17 protein-coding genes are annotated in these 13,804 nt (G+C 64.2%); 3 read left to right on the top strand and 14 right to left on the bottom strand.

Annotated elements, in window-relative coordinates; genetic code table 11:
* The first annotated feature begins 5 nt into the window (after nt 1-5).
* From FUT88_RS11430 to FUT88_RS11420, 3 genes are all read left to right on the top strand, one after another.
* Complete coding sequence (locus tag FUT88_RS11430; RefSeq protein ID WP_147215171.1) at nt 6-1,112, top strand: ABC transporter substrate-binding protein; 1,107 nt, start codon at nt 6-8, stop codon at nt 1,110-1,112.
* 86 nt (nt 1,113-1,198) lie between these two features.
* Entirely contained in the window at nt 1,199-3,010 is a 1,812-nt protein-coding gene (locus FUT88_RS11425; RefSeq protein WP_147215169.1) for an ABC transporter permease, read from the top strand.
* Nucleotides 3,003-4,088 carry an ABC transporter ATP-binding protein gene (locus tag FUT88_RS11420; protein WP_147215167.1) on the top strand — a complete coding sequence of 362 codons (1,086 nt, stop codon included), beginning with the start codon at nt 3,003-3,005 and terminating at the stop codon, nt 4,086-4,088. Before FUT88_RS11425 ends, FUT88_RS11420 begins: the two co-directional genes overlap by 8 nt.
* Before the next feature lie 82 nt (nt 4,089-4,170).
* On the opposite strand, the gene tatC is transcribed toward FUT88_RS11420, so the two are convergent.
* The 14 genes from tatC to hisG all read right to left on the bottom strand — a co-directional run bounded on the left by tatC (nt 4,171) and on the right by hisG (nt 13,800).
* Entirely contained in the window at nt 4,171-4,974 is an 804-nt protein-coding gene (gene tatC / locus FUT88_RS11415; protein WP_147215165.1) for a twin-arginine translocase subunit TatC, read from the bottom strand.
* Between the two features lie 61 nt (nt 4,975-5,035).
* Nucleotides 5,036-5,548 (bottom strand): Sec-independent protein translocase protein TatB, encoded by a 513-nt coding sequence (tatB, locus tag FUT88_RS11410; RefSeq protein ID WP_147215163.1) that lies wholly within the window; start codon nt 5,546-5,548, stop codon nt 5,036-5,038.
* A gap of 20 nt (nt 5,549-5,568) precedes the next feature.
* Entirely contained in the window at nt 5,569-5,817 is a 249-nt protein-coding gene (gene tatA / locus FUT88_RS11405; RefSeq protein WP_027680223.1) for a Sec-independent protein translocase subunit TatA, read from the bottom strand.
* A gap of 62 nt (nt 5,818-5,879) precedes the next feature.
* Entirely contained in the window at nt 5,880-6,254 is a 375-nt protein-coding gene (locus FUT88_RS11400; protein WP_147215161.1) for a DUF4870 family protein, read from the bottom strand.
* Nucleotides 6,255-6,285: 31 nt separating this feature from the next.
* The gene (locus FUT88_RS11395; RefSeq protein WP_024977831.1) at nt 6,286-6,660 is read right to left on the bottom strand and encodes a phosphoribosyl-ATP diphosphatase; all 375 of its coding nucleotides are present in this window, start codon (nt 6,658-6,660) and stop codon (nt 6,286-6,288) included.
* Nucleotides 6,653-7,075: a phosphoribosyl-AMP cyclohydrolase gene (gene hisI / locus FUT88_RS11390; protein WP_116576469.1), complete on the bottom strand. Its 423-nt coding sequence runs from the start codon at nt 7,073-7,075 to the stop codon at nt 6,653-6,655. The genes FUT88_RS11395 and hisI overlap by 8 nt, the downstream gene beginning before the upstream one ends.
* On the bottom strand, nt 7,072-7,848 hold the full coding sequence (gene hisF / locus FUT88_RS11385; RefSeq protein WP_186829284.1) for an imidazole glycerol phosphate synthase subunit HisF: 777 nt from the start codon (nt 7,846-7,848) through the stop codon (nt 7,072-7,074). Before hisF ends, hisI begins: the two co-directional genes overlap by 4 nt.
* Before the next feature lie 47 nt (nt 7,849-7,895).
* Nucleotides 7,896-8,639 (bottom strand): 1-(5-phosphoribosyl)-5-[(5-phosphoribosylamino)methylideneamino]imidazole-4-carboxamide isomerase, encoded by a 744-nt coding sequence (gene hisA / locus FUT88_RS11380; protein WP_004634607.1) that lies wholly within the window; start codon nt 8,637-8,639, stop codon nt 7,896-7,898.
* Between the two features lie 77 nt (nt 8,640-8,716).
* Complete coding sequence (hisH, locus tag FUT88_RS11375) at nt 8,717-9,370, bottom strand: imidazole glycerol phosphate synthase subunit HisH (protein WP_147215159.1); 654 nt, start codon at nt 9,368-9,370, stop codon at nt 8,717-8,719.
* 8 nt (nt 9,371-9,378) lie between these two features.
* On the bottom strand, nt 9,379-10,002 hold the full coding sequence (locus FUT88_RS11370; protein ID WP_027680229.1) for a MarC family protein: 624 nt from the start codon (nt 10,000-10,002) through the stop codon (nt 9,379-9,381).
* A gap of 55 nt (nt 10,003-10,057) precedes the next feature.
* Nucleotides 10,058-10,648, bottom strand: coding sequence for an imidazoleglycerol-phosphate dehydratase HisB (gene hisB / locus FUT88_RS11365; RefSeq protein WP_004634601.1), 591 nt, complete (start codon nt 10,646-10,648; stop codon nt 10,058-10,060).
* Nucleotides 10,645-11,769, bottom strand: coding sequence for a histidinol-phosphate transaminase (gene hisC, locus FUT88_RS11360; protein ID WP_147215157.1), 1,125 nt, complete (start codon nt 11,767-11,769; stop codon nt 10,645-10,647). The genes hisB and hisC overlap by 4 nt, the downstream gene beginning before the upstream one ends.
* Nucleotides 11,770-11,785: 16 nt before the next feature.
* Complete coding sequence (gene hisD, locus FUT88_RS11355) at nt 11,786-13,114, bottom strand: histidinol dehydrogenase (protein ID WP_147215155.1); 1,329 nt, start codon at nt 13,112-13,114, stop codon at nt 11,786-11,788.
* Entirely contained in the window at nt 13,111-13,800 is a 690-nt protein-coding gene (hisG, locus tag FUT88_RS11350; protein ID WP_004634593.1) for an ATP phosphoribosyltransferase, read from the bottom strand. Before hisG ends, hisD begins: the two co-directional genes overlap by 4 nt.
* Nucleotides 13,801-13,804 lie beyond the last annotated feature (4 nt).

Raw genomic sequence — 13,804 nt, 5'->3', positions numbered from 1 at the left:
AACCCATGCTTCGTGGACGCTTTACGCCTGCGCACGCCGCTCTCGCTTCAATTGCCGCTGCCGCACTGACCCTCAGCACCGCCGCCGTCGCGCAAGTCCCGGCCGGCTATCCCGCCAACTACGCCGACACCATCGCCGCCGCCAAGAAGGAAGGCAAAGTGGTGGTCTACGCGACCACCGACACCAAGGCCGCCGATCCGCTGATCAAGGATTTCGAGTCGCTCTACCCCGGCGTGAAGGTCGAGTACAACGACATGAACAGCAGCGAGCTGTACAACCGCTTCATCAGCGAGCAGGCCGCCGGCGGCGCCTCGGCTGACATGATGTGGAACTCGTCGATGGACTCGCAGCTCAAGCTCGCGCAGAGCTACGCGATGAAGTACGACTCGCCGGAAGTGCAGAACCTGCCGAAGTGGGCTGTCTACAAGGGCCTGGCTTACGGCACCACGTACGAGCCGGCCGTGTTCCTGTACAACAAGCGCCTGATCAAGGACAGCGAAGTCCCGCAGACGCACGCCGACTTCGCCAAGCTGGTCGCCAGCCAGCCCGAACGCTTCAAGAACAAGGTCACGACGTACGACATCGAGAAGTCCGCCGTCGGCTTCATGATGGCCGCGCAGGACAACGTCGACTCGCCGCAGTACTTCGACTTCGTCAAGGCGGTGGGCCCGAACCTGGTGCTGCAGTCCTCCACCGGCACGATGATGGAGCGCGTGGCCTCGGGCGAAAACCTGGTGGCATACAACATCCTCGGCTCGTACGCGATTGCACGCGCCAAGAAAGATCCGTCGATCGGCATCGTCTATCCGAAGGACTACACGCTCGTGGTGTCGCGCGTGGCGATGATCGCCAAGAAGGCGAAGAACCCGAACGCGGCCAAGCTGTGGCTGGACTACATCCTGTCCAAGCGCGGCCAGGAAATCCTCGCCAACAAGTCGGATCTGCACTCGCTGCGTGAAGACGTGACAGGCGAAGCGACCGCCGCCGGCCTGAAGAAGATTCTCGGCAACAGCATCAAGCCGATTCCCGTTGACGAATCGATCCTGGCGTTCCTGGAACCCAAGAAGCGCTTGGACTTCATCAAGCAATGGCGTACCGCCGCCGGCCGTTGATCTGATCCGCTGATCACCGGCACTCCACTCATCTGACCGACCTGCCGGCGCCATCCGTTCTGGCGCCGGTTCCTCCTGGAGGCACCATGCGTTCTCTAGCGCAAGACCGTGCCGCCGCTCGCCAAGTCACCCTCAAGCGCTCGCCCTGGACGCGTGTGGGACAGGCTTTGCCGCGCGGCGTGGTCATTCTGCTTACCGCGCTGGCGATTTTCACGCCGCTGGCGCTGATCTTCTACCAGAGCTTTCTGTCCGCGCCGTTCTTCATGCCCGACGCGCTGGCGGGGCTCGATGCGTATCGCTTCATCTTTACGGATTCGGACTTCTGGCACGCCTTCGAGAAATCCGCCGCGCTGGCGTTCGGCCTGGCAGTCATCTCGGTGCCGCTGGGCGGCATCCTGGCGTTCCTGATGGTGCGTTCGGACCTGCCCGGCCGCCGCGTTCTCGAACCGCTGCTGATGATTCCGGTGTTCGTCTCGCCGATGGTGCTGGCGTTCGGCTATGTGGTGTCCGCCGGCCCCGTGGGCTTCTACACGGTCTGGTTCAAGAACCTGTTCGGCGGTGCGCCGTGGAATGTGTATTCGTTTACGAGCATCATCATCATTGCCGGCCTGACGCACGTCCCTCACGTGTATCTGTATGTCTCGTCGGCGCTGCGCAGCCTCGGTTCGGACGTGGAAGAAGCCGCGCGTATCGCGGGCGCATCGCCGCTGTCGGTGGCACTGAATGTAAGCCTGCCGATGGTGCGCCCCGCCTTGCTTTACGCAGCCGTGCTGGTGACGTTCCTGGGCTTCGAGGTGTTCGGCCTGGTGCTCGTGCTGGGCGATCCGGAAGGTCACCTGGTGCTGGCAACGTATCTGTACAAGCTGACGAACAAGCTCGGTACGCCGGCGTATCACCTGATGGCCGCCGTGGCGGTCTGCCTGGTGATGGTGACCTTCCCCCTGGTGCTGCTGCAGCGCTACATGCTGAAGTCGGCCAACCGCTTCGTCACCGTCAAGGGCAAGGTCACGCGCAGCCGCCCGCTGCCGCTGGGCAGCTGGCGCTGGCCTGCCTGGGCTGTCGTGGTGCTGTGGTTCTTCGTGACAGTGGTGGTGCCGCTCTCGGGTATCGCGCTGCGCGCGTTCGTCTCGAACTGGGGTGAAGGCGTCTCGCTGGTGGAGGCTTTCTCGACCACGGCATTCCAGCAGATCTTCGCGCAGCCGCAGTTTCTGCGGGCGATGGTCAACACGGTGCTGATCGGCGTGATCGGCGGCGCGCTGGCGGTGGGCTGCTACACCTGCATCGGCCTGGCCATGCATCGCAAGCCGGATGGCTGGACGCGCTTCCTCGATTACAGCGTGCTGGTGCCCCGCGCCATTCCGGGTCTGCTGGCCGGCCTGGCGTTCCTGTGGGTGTTCCTGTTCGTGCCGAACTGGATCGAGACCGGCCTGACCGACAGCGGCCTGCCCTTCGCCAACTGGATCATCGAAAACGTCGTGCCGAGCCTGCGGGACCTGCGCAGCACGATCTTCAGCGTGTGGATCGCCTACACGGTGGTGTGGCTGGCCTATGGGCTGCGATTGATCTCGGCCGCGCTGCTGCAAGTCGGTCCGGAACTGGAAGAAGCCGCACGCTCGGTCGGCGCCACCCGCGCCCGCACCACGCGCGACGTGACGGTGCCGCTCACGCGCTACGGGCTGCTCGGCGCATGGCTGCTGATCTTCCTGATTTTCGAGCGCGAGTACTCGACCGGTGTGTACCTGTTGTCGCCGGGCACCGAGACGATCGGCTCGATGCTGGTTTCCCTGTGGGCGGGCGGCGCCATCGATATCGTCGCCGCGCTGTCCTTCGTCAATATCGTGCTGGTGGCCGTCGGCCTCGGCATCGCACTGCGTTTCGGAGTGAAGCTCCATGATTGAACTCACTGTCAACGACCTGCACCTGCAATACGGCAACAACCCGGTTCTCAAGGGTGTCTCGATGCAGCTGCAGAAGGGCGAGGTCGTCTCGCTGCTGGGCCCGTCAGGTTCGGGCAAGACCACGCTGCTGCGCGCTGTCGCCGGCCTCGAACAGGCCAGCCAGGGCACCGTCAAGATCGGCGATCGGGTCATGTTTGACGGCGCCAAGAAGCTCGACGTGCCGGCTGAAGGGCGCAACCTGGGCCTGGTCTTCCAGTCCTACGCGCTGTGGCCGCACAAGACCGTGGCCGAGAACGTCGCCTACCCGCTCAAGCTGCGCAAGACGCCTGCCGCGCAGATCAAGGAGCGCGTGCAAGCCGTGCTGCAGCAACTGGGCCTGGGCCATCTCGGCGAGCGCTTCCCGAGCCAGCTGTCCGGCGGACAGCAGCAGCGCGTAGCCATCGCCCGCGCGCTGGTCTACAACCCGCCTGTGATCCTGCTCGACGAGCCGCTCTCGAACCTCGACGCCAAGCTGCGCGAAGAAGCGCGTGCCTTCCTGCGCGAGCTGATCGTCCGCCTGGGTCTGTCGGCGCTGATGGTCACGCACGACCAAAGCGAGGCGATGGCCATGTCCGATCGCATCCTGCTGCTGAACAACGGCGTGATCGAGCAGCAAGGCACGCCCGAAGAAATGTACGGTGCGCCGCAGACGCTGTTTACCGCAGAGTTCATGGGCAGCAATAACCGCATCAACGGCAAGATCGCCGAAGTGCGCGACGGCATGGCCCGGCTGGTGGACGAGACCGGAGGTTGGTCGCTGTGGGGCGTGGCGCGCGGCGATCTGAAGCCGGGCGCATCGGCGCACGGCGTGATCCGCCTGGAACAGGTGCGCGTGGGCGTCGACAACGCCGACAACACCATCCACCTGCCGCTCGCAACGCGCATGTACCTTGGCGACCGCTGGGAGTGCCTGTTCCGTGCCACCGACGACAGCGGCGCAACGGGCACAGGCCTGCGCGCCTACTCCTCCAGCGCCCCGAGCGACGGCAAGTACGCGCTGACGTTCCCGCGCGAGCAGTTCTGGCTGTACGCCGCCTAAACGCAGCGGCAACAGCAGATTCATCGGCAACAAAAAAGGCAGCCTCGGCTGCCTTTTTCTTTGGCTGATGCTTGGATCGCCGTCAGTCCTTCACCACCGGCAAATGCTCCGGATTGTTCTCCGGCGCCGTGGTGTTACGGATGAAGATGGCCGCCAAGATCAACCCCAGCTCATACAGCAGCCACAGCGGCACCGCCAGCAACAGCTGCGACATCACGTCGGGCGGCGTCACAACGGCAGCGATCACGAAGGCGCCCACCACGACGTACGGGCGGGCCTGTCGCAGCTTCTCCAGACTCACGATGCCAAAGCGCACCAGCACCATCACGACCACCGGCACCTCGAAGGTGATGCCGAAAGCCAGGAACGTGGTCATGGCGAAGCTCAGGTACTTGTCGATGTCGGTGGACATCTCGGCACCCAGCGGCGCGTTGTAGTGCGCCATCACCTTGAACACTGTCGGGAACACAAGAAAATACGCAAACGCCACACCGCACAGGAACAGCACGTAGGTGCTCACCACCAGCGGCATGATCATCCGCTTCTCGTGCGTATAGAGCCCCGGCGCCACGAAGCGCCAGATCTGGTACAGGACCCACGGCAGTGCGATCAGGAATGCGGCCAGCAGCGTCACCTTCATCGGCACGAAGAACGAACCGGTGACGTCCGTCACGATCATGTGGCCGTTCTTGGGCAACGCCTGGATCAGCGGCCGCGAGAACAGGTTGAAAATATCCGGCGCCCAGTAGACCAGGCCCAGAAAGACCAGCAGCACGCCCGCACCGGCCTTGACGATGCGCTCACGCAACTCGACCAGGTGCGAAATGAAGGTTTCCTGCGCGCCGTCCTCGGGCGACTCTTGCGGATCGAGCGGAGCGGCACTCATGTCGGGTGGGAAAGGGGGAAGTCAGGACGCGGCACCGCAGACACGGCTCGCGCCCGGAAGATCATTCGAAGAAGGAGCGCGCACGCGACTGCGCGGCAACGATGGGCGGACGATGGCGCTTGACGCGTGCCGCACCCGATTGCGCCCACATGCGCACGCCCTGCTTCTGGCGGTACCACTTGGGCATCGAAAGCTGCTTGTTGCGCCAGCTGTTGCGGCCGTTGCGCGACTTGCCAGGTGCGGGGCGCCAGTCGGGAGCGGAGGTCGCAGTCTGCGCGGGATCGCCAAGCGCCTCGTTCAGGCGCTCGTTGAGCTCGGTCGTGTGCTTGCTGACCTCCTGATGGATGGTCTGCTCGACATTGCGCGCGGCCTGCTCGAAGTCGGTGCGCATCTTGCGCAACTCCTCAAGCTCGATTTCGCGGCTGACCTCAGCCTTCACGTCGGCGATGTAGCGCTGTGCGCGGCCAAGCAGGGCGCCAGCGGTGCGCGCCACCTTGGGCAGACGCTCCGGCCCAATGACGACGAGCGCCACCATGCCAATCAGCGCCAGCTTGGAAATGCCGAGATCGATCATCGGTCAGCGCGCGTCGGTGCTCAGCCTTGCTTGGACTTGTCGCGCGCTTCGACGTCGATCGTCGTCGAATCGTGCAGCTCGCGCGGTGGCTGGCTGGCCGTCTGCTGCGGTGCTGCGGGCTTGTCTTCCGCCCCTTCCTTCATGCCGTCCTTGAAGCCCTTCACGGCGCTGCCAAGATCCGAACCGATGTTGCGCAGCTTCTTCGTGCCGAAGACCATCATGATGATGACCAGCACGATCAGCCAGTGCCAAATGCTAAAGGAACCCATGTCCTACTCCCACGTAAATACGGCTGTTGGCGTCGCAACGGTGGCAACGCCATTGGTTGATTTTACGGATTTGCGTACATCGGCTTGCTGTCATTCAGATACAGCCAACCTTTCACAATACGATACAGCATCCAGATGCCCAGAGCCCACAGAACGGCAAAGCCGATGAAGGCCGCGGGAATGAGCAGCACGCCAATCACACCCCAGAGTACGCACCACCAGAACGAACGGATTTGCCAACGAAAGTGCGACTCATACAGCGTGCCGCGCACATCGTCGCGCTTAACATACCCGACGATGATGGCAATCAATGCAGTGATACCGCCGGTCAGCCAAAAAATGGCGTAGAGCGCATACAGGATATGCGTCAGGCGACGCAGCCCGGCCAAGCGCTCCGACCCGTCTGTCACGACCACTGCCGCTCCGTATTTGTCCACGCTGCCTCCCTGCGACGATTCGTCACCGTAATCAGTCCCCGGCTGCGTCGCGTGCCTGCGACTTGCGCAGCGCCTTCTCTTCCAGACCCGAAAGCCCTTCGCGGCGCGCCAGTTCGCTCACAACGTCATCCGGCGTGAGGTTGAAATGCGACAGCAGCACCATCGTGTGGAACCACAGGTCGGCCACTTCGTAGACGACCTTGCTGCGCGCCTCGTCGGTCATGCCTGCGGCGCGGGCGTCCTTGGCGGCCATGACCGTCTCGGTGGCTTCTTCGCCGATCTTTTTGAGGATGGCATCGTCGCCCTTGTTGAAGAGGCGCGCGATGTAGCTCTTTTCCGGGTCGCCGCCGTTGGCGAGCTTGCGGGATTCGAGCACCTCGCCCAGGCGGCGCAGGGTGTCACTCATGATTGTGGCCGGGCTTGCCGGCGTAGATGTCGTCGGGGTTCTTGAGCACCGGCTCGACGGTGTGCCAATCGCCGTCTTCCACATTGCCTTCGAACTTCTGGAAAAAGCACGCGTGGCGGCCAGTATGGCAGGCGATACCGCCGATTTGTGTGACGCGGAGCAAGACTACGTCTTCGTCGCAGTCGAGGCGGATTTCGTGCACCTTCTGGATGTGGCCCGACTCCTCGCCCTTATGCCACAGACGCTTGCGCGAGCGCGACCAGAACACGGCCTCGCCCGTTTCGACGGTCTTCTGGAGCGCCTCGCGGTTCATGAAGGCAAACATCAGAACGTCATTGCTGCCCTGCTCCTGCACGATTACCGGCACTAGGCCGTTATCGTCCCAGTGGACCTTGTTCAGCCACTTCTTGCTCATAGTCCGATCCGTACTGGAATGCCTTGCTCTGCCATGAATTGCTTGGCCTGGCCGACGGTGTATTCGCCGTAATGGAAGATGCTGGCGGCGAGCACCGCATCGGCATGCCCTTGCTGGATGCCTTCAGCCAGATGCTGCAGGTTGCCGACACCGCCCGAGGCGATGACCGGCACCGGCACTGCGTCCGACACGGCGCGCGTGAGTTCCAGGTCGAAGCCGGCTTTGGTGCCGTCGCGGTCCATGCTCGTGAGGAGGATTTCACCCGCGCCACGCTGCGCCATTTCACGTGCCCATGCCACGGCGTCGAGGCCCGTGCCTTTCCGGCCGCCGTGCGTGAAGACTTCCCAGCGCGGTGCCTCGCCTTCGCCCGACACCTTCTTGGCGTCGATGGCCACGACAATGCATTGCGCGCCATGGCGGGCGCTGGCGTCCGAAACCAGTTGCGGATTCGCCACCGCCGACGAGTTCATGCTGATCTTGTCCGCACCCGCATTGAGCAGTCGGCGCACGTCTTCCAGCGCCCGCACACCGCCGCCCACCGTCAGCGGAATGAACACCTGCGAAGCCACCGCTTCGATGATGCCCAGCATCAGGTCGCGCCCGTCGGACGTGGCCGTGATGTCGAGGAAGGTGATTTCGTCGGCGCCCTGCTCGTCGTAGCGGCGTGCGATTTCGACAGGGTCGCCGGCGTCGCGCAACTCGACGAAGTTGACGCCCTTGACCACCCGGCCGTTGGTGACGTCCAGGCAGGGGATGATTCGTTTGGCTAGCATGATGAGTCGGGCGCCGGAGCGCCCGTTGAGCACGGCTGGATCAACGATCAGGCCGCGCCGAGTTTGTCCGCAAGGGCTTGCGCTTCCTTGAAGTTCAGGTCGCCGGAGTAGATCGCGCGACCACAGATCACGCCTTCCACGCCATGCTCTTCGACCGCGCACAGGTGGTCGATGTCCTTGAGGTTCGACAGGCCGCCGCTGGCAATGACCGGAATCTTCACCGACTGCGCCAACTTGACGGTGGCATCGATGTTGATGCCCTGCAGCATGCCGTCGCGGCCGATGTCGGTGTAAATGATGCCTTCGACGCCGTAGTCTTCGTACTTCTTGGCGAGGTCCACGACTTCATGGCCAGACAGCTTGCTCCAGCCGTCGGTCGCCACCTTGCCGTCCTTGGCATCGAGCCCGACGATGATATGGCCGCCGAATGCCGTGCATGCGTCTCGCAGGAAACCCGGGTCCTTGACCGCCGCCGTGCCGATGATCACGTACGACAGGCCGTCGTCGAGCCAGCGCTCGATGGTGCCCAGGTCGCGGATGCCGCCGCCCAATTGCACGGGGATCTCGTCGCCCACCTCGGCGAGGATGGCCTTGACGGCCGCCTCGTTACGAGGCTTGCCGGCGAAAGCGCCGTTCAGATCGACCAGATGCAACCGGCGCGCGCCTTGTTCGACCCAGTGCCGCGCCATGGCGGCCGGGTCTTCCGAGAACACGGTGGCTTGATCCATATCGCCTTGTTTGAGGCGCACACACTGACCGTCCTTCAGGTCGATGGCCGGGATGAGCAACATAAGCGTGACGACAGAGTTGAGGGGGAAAAAATTTAAAAGGACGAAAAATGGATTCGATTGCGACGCCACGGCGGGCGTCACGGATTCCAGTGCACGAAGTTCCGGTAGATCTGCAGGCCGGCTTGCGCACTTTTTTCCGGGTGAAACTGTGTTGCAAAAATATTATCCCGGGCGATGGCGGAGGTAAACCGCACGCCGTATTCGGTCTCTCCGACGGATTCGTCGGCATTGGCCGGCCGCGCGTAGTAGCTATGCACGAAATAGAAGTAGCTCTGGTCTGGCACCCCTTCCCAGAGGGCGTGGGCACGACTCTGGTGCACGCGGTTCCAGCCCATCTGAGGCACTTTGTATCGTGAGCCGTCCGGCTGCAACTGGCCATCCAGATCAAAGCGGACCACATCGCCTTTGATGAGGCCCAGCCCTTCGGTGTATTGCTGGCCAGGGCGCGCCTCGGTGCTGCGCTCCAGCAACATCTGCTCGCCGACGCATACGCCGAGCATCGGCTTGCTGCGCGATGCTTCGAGCACTGCGTCGCGCAGGCCGGATTGGTCGAACGCCGCCATGCAGTCGGGCATGGCGCCCTGGCCTGGCAGCACCACGCGATCGGCGGCGCGGATCTCATCCGCTTGCGCGCTGATGCGCACATCGGCCTGGGGAGCAACGGCCATCAGGGCTTGCGCCACCGAGCGCAGATTGCCCATGCCGTAATCGACGATTGCGATCTTAGTCATGACTTAATTTAGGCCCTAAGCACGGGCAACAGGGTTTTCAGCCCATCAACGATGAATTCCACGGCCAACGCCGCCAGGATCAGGCCCATCAAACGCGTACCGACGTTGATGCCGGTGCGACCGATCACACGGGCGATCGGCTCGGCCGCGCGCAACACGATCCAGACCACGGCTGCAATCGCCACACCGACGCCCGCCAGGAGAAACAGGTCCCACCAGTGCTTGGTCTTGCCCGCATAGACGATGACCGTGCTGATCGAGCCGGGGCCCGTAAGCAGCGGAATCGCCAGCGGCACGACCGCAATGCTGGCCTTGGCGCCGGCCTCGTCCTCTTCTTCGGGCGTGGCCTTGGTGCGGCTGGTCTGCGCATTGAGCATGTTCAGCGCGATCATGATCATGATGATCCCGCCGCCCACCTGCAGCGAACCCACCGAAAACCCGAAAAAGCCGATGATCTGCTCGCCCAGCAACGCCGACAGGCCGATCACGATCGCCACCGAAATCGACGCGACCTTGATGGTGCGGCGCTTCTCCTCATCCGTCTGGCTCTCGGTCAGGCTGATGAAGAACGGGATCGCGCCGATCGGGTTGATCAGCGCGAGCAGCGAGAAAAAGCTTTTGGTGAGATCCATCGGATCGGCGGCCGGTTTTGAAGTCGGGTAGGCGCGGCCAGGCCGACGCAGTGATTTACAGGGCGCCCTTCGTCGACGGAATCGTGCCGGCTGCGCGCGGATCGATCTCGACCGCCATGCGCAACGCGCGGCCGAAGGCCTTGAACACGGTTTCGATCTGGTGGTGCGCGTTGACGCCGCGCAGGTTGTCGATATGCAGCGTCACGCCGGCATGGTTGACGAACCCGCGGAAGAATTCGATGGACAGGTCCACGTCAAAGTTGCCGACGCGCGCGCGCGTGAATGGCACGTGGAACTCCAGGCCCGGACGGCCGGAGAAATCGATGACCACGCGCGACAGGGCTTCGTCCAGCGGCACGTAGCTGTGGCCGTAACGCACGATGCCTTTCTTGTCGCCGATGGCTTTGGCGACGGCCTGGCCCAGCGTGATGCCGACGTCTTCCACGGTGTGGTGATCGTCGATATGGGTGTCGCCGGTGGCCGAGACGTCCAGGTCGACCATGCCATGACGGGCGATCTGGTCGAGCATGTGGTCGAGGAAGGGAACGCCGGTATTCAGCGTCTGCTTGCCCGTGCCGTCCAAATCAAGGGCGACGCGGATCTGCGTTTCAGAGGTGTTGCGAGTGACCTCGGCACGGCGGCTCATGGGGCTTCCTGCATCGATGCGACAAAGGCATCGATAAATTGCGCGTTTTCTTCGGGATTGCTGACCGTCACGCGCAGACAGTTGGCCAGCAACGGGTGCATTTTACTGACGTTTTTAATCAGAATCCGCCGATTGAGCAGGCGCTCGAACAAGGTGGCGGCATTCGGTACGCGCAGCAGGATGAAATTCGCCGCGCTGGGGAACACGGTCACGCCCGGCTGCGCGGACAGCACATCGATCAGCTTGGTGCGCTCAGCGCGCAGGGTGGCTGCCTGGGCATCGAGCACGTCCACGTGTTCGAGCATGAACTGGGCGGTCGCCTCGGTCAGCACATTCACGTTATACGGCGGGCGCACCTTGTCCAGCTCGGCGATCCACTTCGGGTGGCCGGCCACGTAGCCGAGCCGGATGCCGGCCAGGCCCAGCTTGGAGACGGTGCGCATCACCAGAAGGTGATCGAAATCGCGCAGGCGCGGCATCCAGCTATGTTGCGCGAACGGCTGGTAGGCCTCGTCGACCACCACCAGGCTCTGGCACACCGGGCCGCGTGCGGCGCGGATGATCGCGTCCATGTCGGCCGCGTCGAACAGGTTGCCCGTCGGGTTGTTCGGATACGCCAGGTAGATGACGGCGGGCTGGTGTTCGGCCATGGCCGCCAGCATCGCTTCACGGTCCAGCGTCAGGTCCGCCTTGAGCGGTACGCCGACAAAGTTCAGGCCCAGCAGCTGCGCCGACATCGCGTACATCACGAAGCCCGGCACCGGCGCCAGCACGGTCGCGCCCGGCTTGGCCGCCGCAATGGCGATCAGGCTGATGATCTCGTCCGAACCGTTGCCCAGCAGCACCTCGGCGCCGACCGGCACGTGCATTACCTGCTTGAGCTGCGCCTTCAGTGCGTCGGCGGTCGGCACCGGGTAGCGGTTGAGCGCGACTTCGGCCAGGCGCTTGCCCAACGCGTCGCGCAGCATCGCCGGCAACGGATACGGGTTTTCCATCGCGTCCAGCTTGACCATGCCGGTCGCGTCGGGCACGTGGTACGCGCCCATGGCGCGAACGTCGTCACGCACGATGCGGGCGAGCAGATCATCCAGAGAGGCTTGGGCCGGAGCGGTGGCGGTCATCGTCGTGCGGCGGAGGTTATTCGGACGTGGGGCGTTGCAGGCGATATTCGGCGCTGCGGGCATGCGCCTGCAGGCCTTCGCCGTAGGCCAGCTCGGCAGCAATCTCGCCCAGCATCTGCGCGCCGGCCTCGCTCACCTCGATCAGGCTCGAGCGCTTGATGAAGTCGTACACGCCCAGCGGTGACGAGAAGCGCGCCGTGCGCGACGTGGGCAGCACGTGGTTCGGGCCTGCGCAGTAGTCGCCCAGCGATTCGCTGGTGTACTTGCCGAGGAAGATCGCGCCGGCGTGGCGGATGCGCTCGGCCCACTGGCGCGGGTTTTCTGCCGAAATCTCCAGATGCTCCGGCGCGATGTCGTTGGCGATGTCGCACGCCTCTTCCATGTCGCGCACCTTGATGAGCGCACCACGGCCCGACAGCGACTCGGCAATCACACTCCGGCGCGGCATGTCTTCGAGCTGGCGGTTGATGCTGGCTTCCACCTGCGCGATGAACTCGGCGTTCGGGCACAGCAGAATCGACTGGGCCAGCTCATCGTGCTCGGCTTGCGAGAACAGGTCCATCGCCACCCAGTCCGGATCGGTCGTGCCATCGCAGATGACGAGGATTTCCGACGGACCGGCAATCATGTCGATGCCCACCGTGCCGAACACGCGGCGCTTGGCAGCGGCCACATAGGCGTTGCCCGGGCCAACGATCTTGTCGACGGCGGGGACGGTGTCCGTGCCATAAGCCAGCGCACCGACGGCCTGCGCGCCGCCGATGGTGAACACGCGGTCCACACCCGCGATGCAGGCGGCGGCCAGCACGAGGTCATTGCGCACGCCACCGGGCGTGGGCACCACCATGATGATTTCCTTGACGCCGGCCACGCGTGCCGGGATCGCGTTCATCAGCACCGACGACGGGTATGCCGCCTTGCCGCCCGGCACGTAGATGCCCACGCGGTCGAGCGGCGTGACCTTCTGGCCGAGCACCGTGCCATCGGCCTCAGCGTATTCCCAGCTGTGCGTGCCGCACTCGATCTTCTGCTTCTCGTGATACGCACGTACGCGGGCCGCGGCGGCTTCCAGCGCCGCGCGGCGCTTGGGCTCCAGGCCGTCCAGCGCAGCCTGCAGCACGGTCGGCGACAGTTCCAGCGCGGCTACGCTGTCGGCCTCGATGCGGTCGAAGCGGTGCGTGGCTTCCAGCACGGCAGCATCGCCGCGCGCCTTCACGTCGGCCAGGATCTGCGCAGCGGCGCGGTCGATGGCTTCGTCTTCGCTCGCCTCGAAAGCGAGCACCTGGCGCAGTTGCGCCGCGAATCCGGCGTCGGCCGAATCCAGCTTACGAATGGTCAGGCTCATGCGGGTTCCCCAGCGCGCTCGTCCTGGGCGGAGGCGCGCTCGAAAGCGTCGAGGATGGGCGCCAGCCGGTCACGCTTGAGTTTCAGCGCAGCCTGGTTGACGACGAGTCGGGACGAGATCTGCACGATCTCCTCCACCTCGACGAGGTTGTTCGCGCGCAGCGTGCCGCCCGTGCTGACGAGGTCGACGATGGCGTCGGCCAGGCCCACCAGCGGGCCCAGTTCCATCGAGCCGTACAGCTTGATCAGGTCGACGTGCACGCCCTTCTTGGCGAAGTGCTCGCGCGCGGTATTCAGATACTTCGTCGCCACCGACAGGCGCGCACCCTGGCGCACCGCGTTGGCGTAATCGAAGCCCTTGGGCACCGCCACCGACATGCGGCAGCGGGCGATGTTCAGGTCGATGGGCGCATACAGGCCCGCCATGCCGTGCTCCATCAGCACGTCGCGGCCGGCCACGCCGAAGTCCGCCGCGCCGTATTGTACGTAGGTCGGCACGTCGGAAGCGCGCACGATGATCACGCGCAGCGCGGGGTCGGAGGTCGGCAGAATCAGCTTGCGCGAGGTTTCCGGATCTTCGGTCACCTCGATGCCGGCGGCCTTCAGCAGCGGCAGCGTCTCTTCAAAGATGCGCCCTTTGGACAGCGCCAGCGTGAGCTGGTTGGAGGCGGACTGGAATGCGTTCATGGCC

Source organism: Ralstonia sp. TCR112, from assembly GCF_007997035.1.
Lineage (GTDB): Bacteria > Pseudomonadota > Gammaproteobacteria > Burkholderiales > Burkholderiaceae > Ralstonia > Ralstonia edaphi.
The sequence above is the reverse complement of the archived record's forward strand: the minus strand, read 5'-3'. Positions and strand labels throughout refer to the sequence as shown.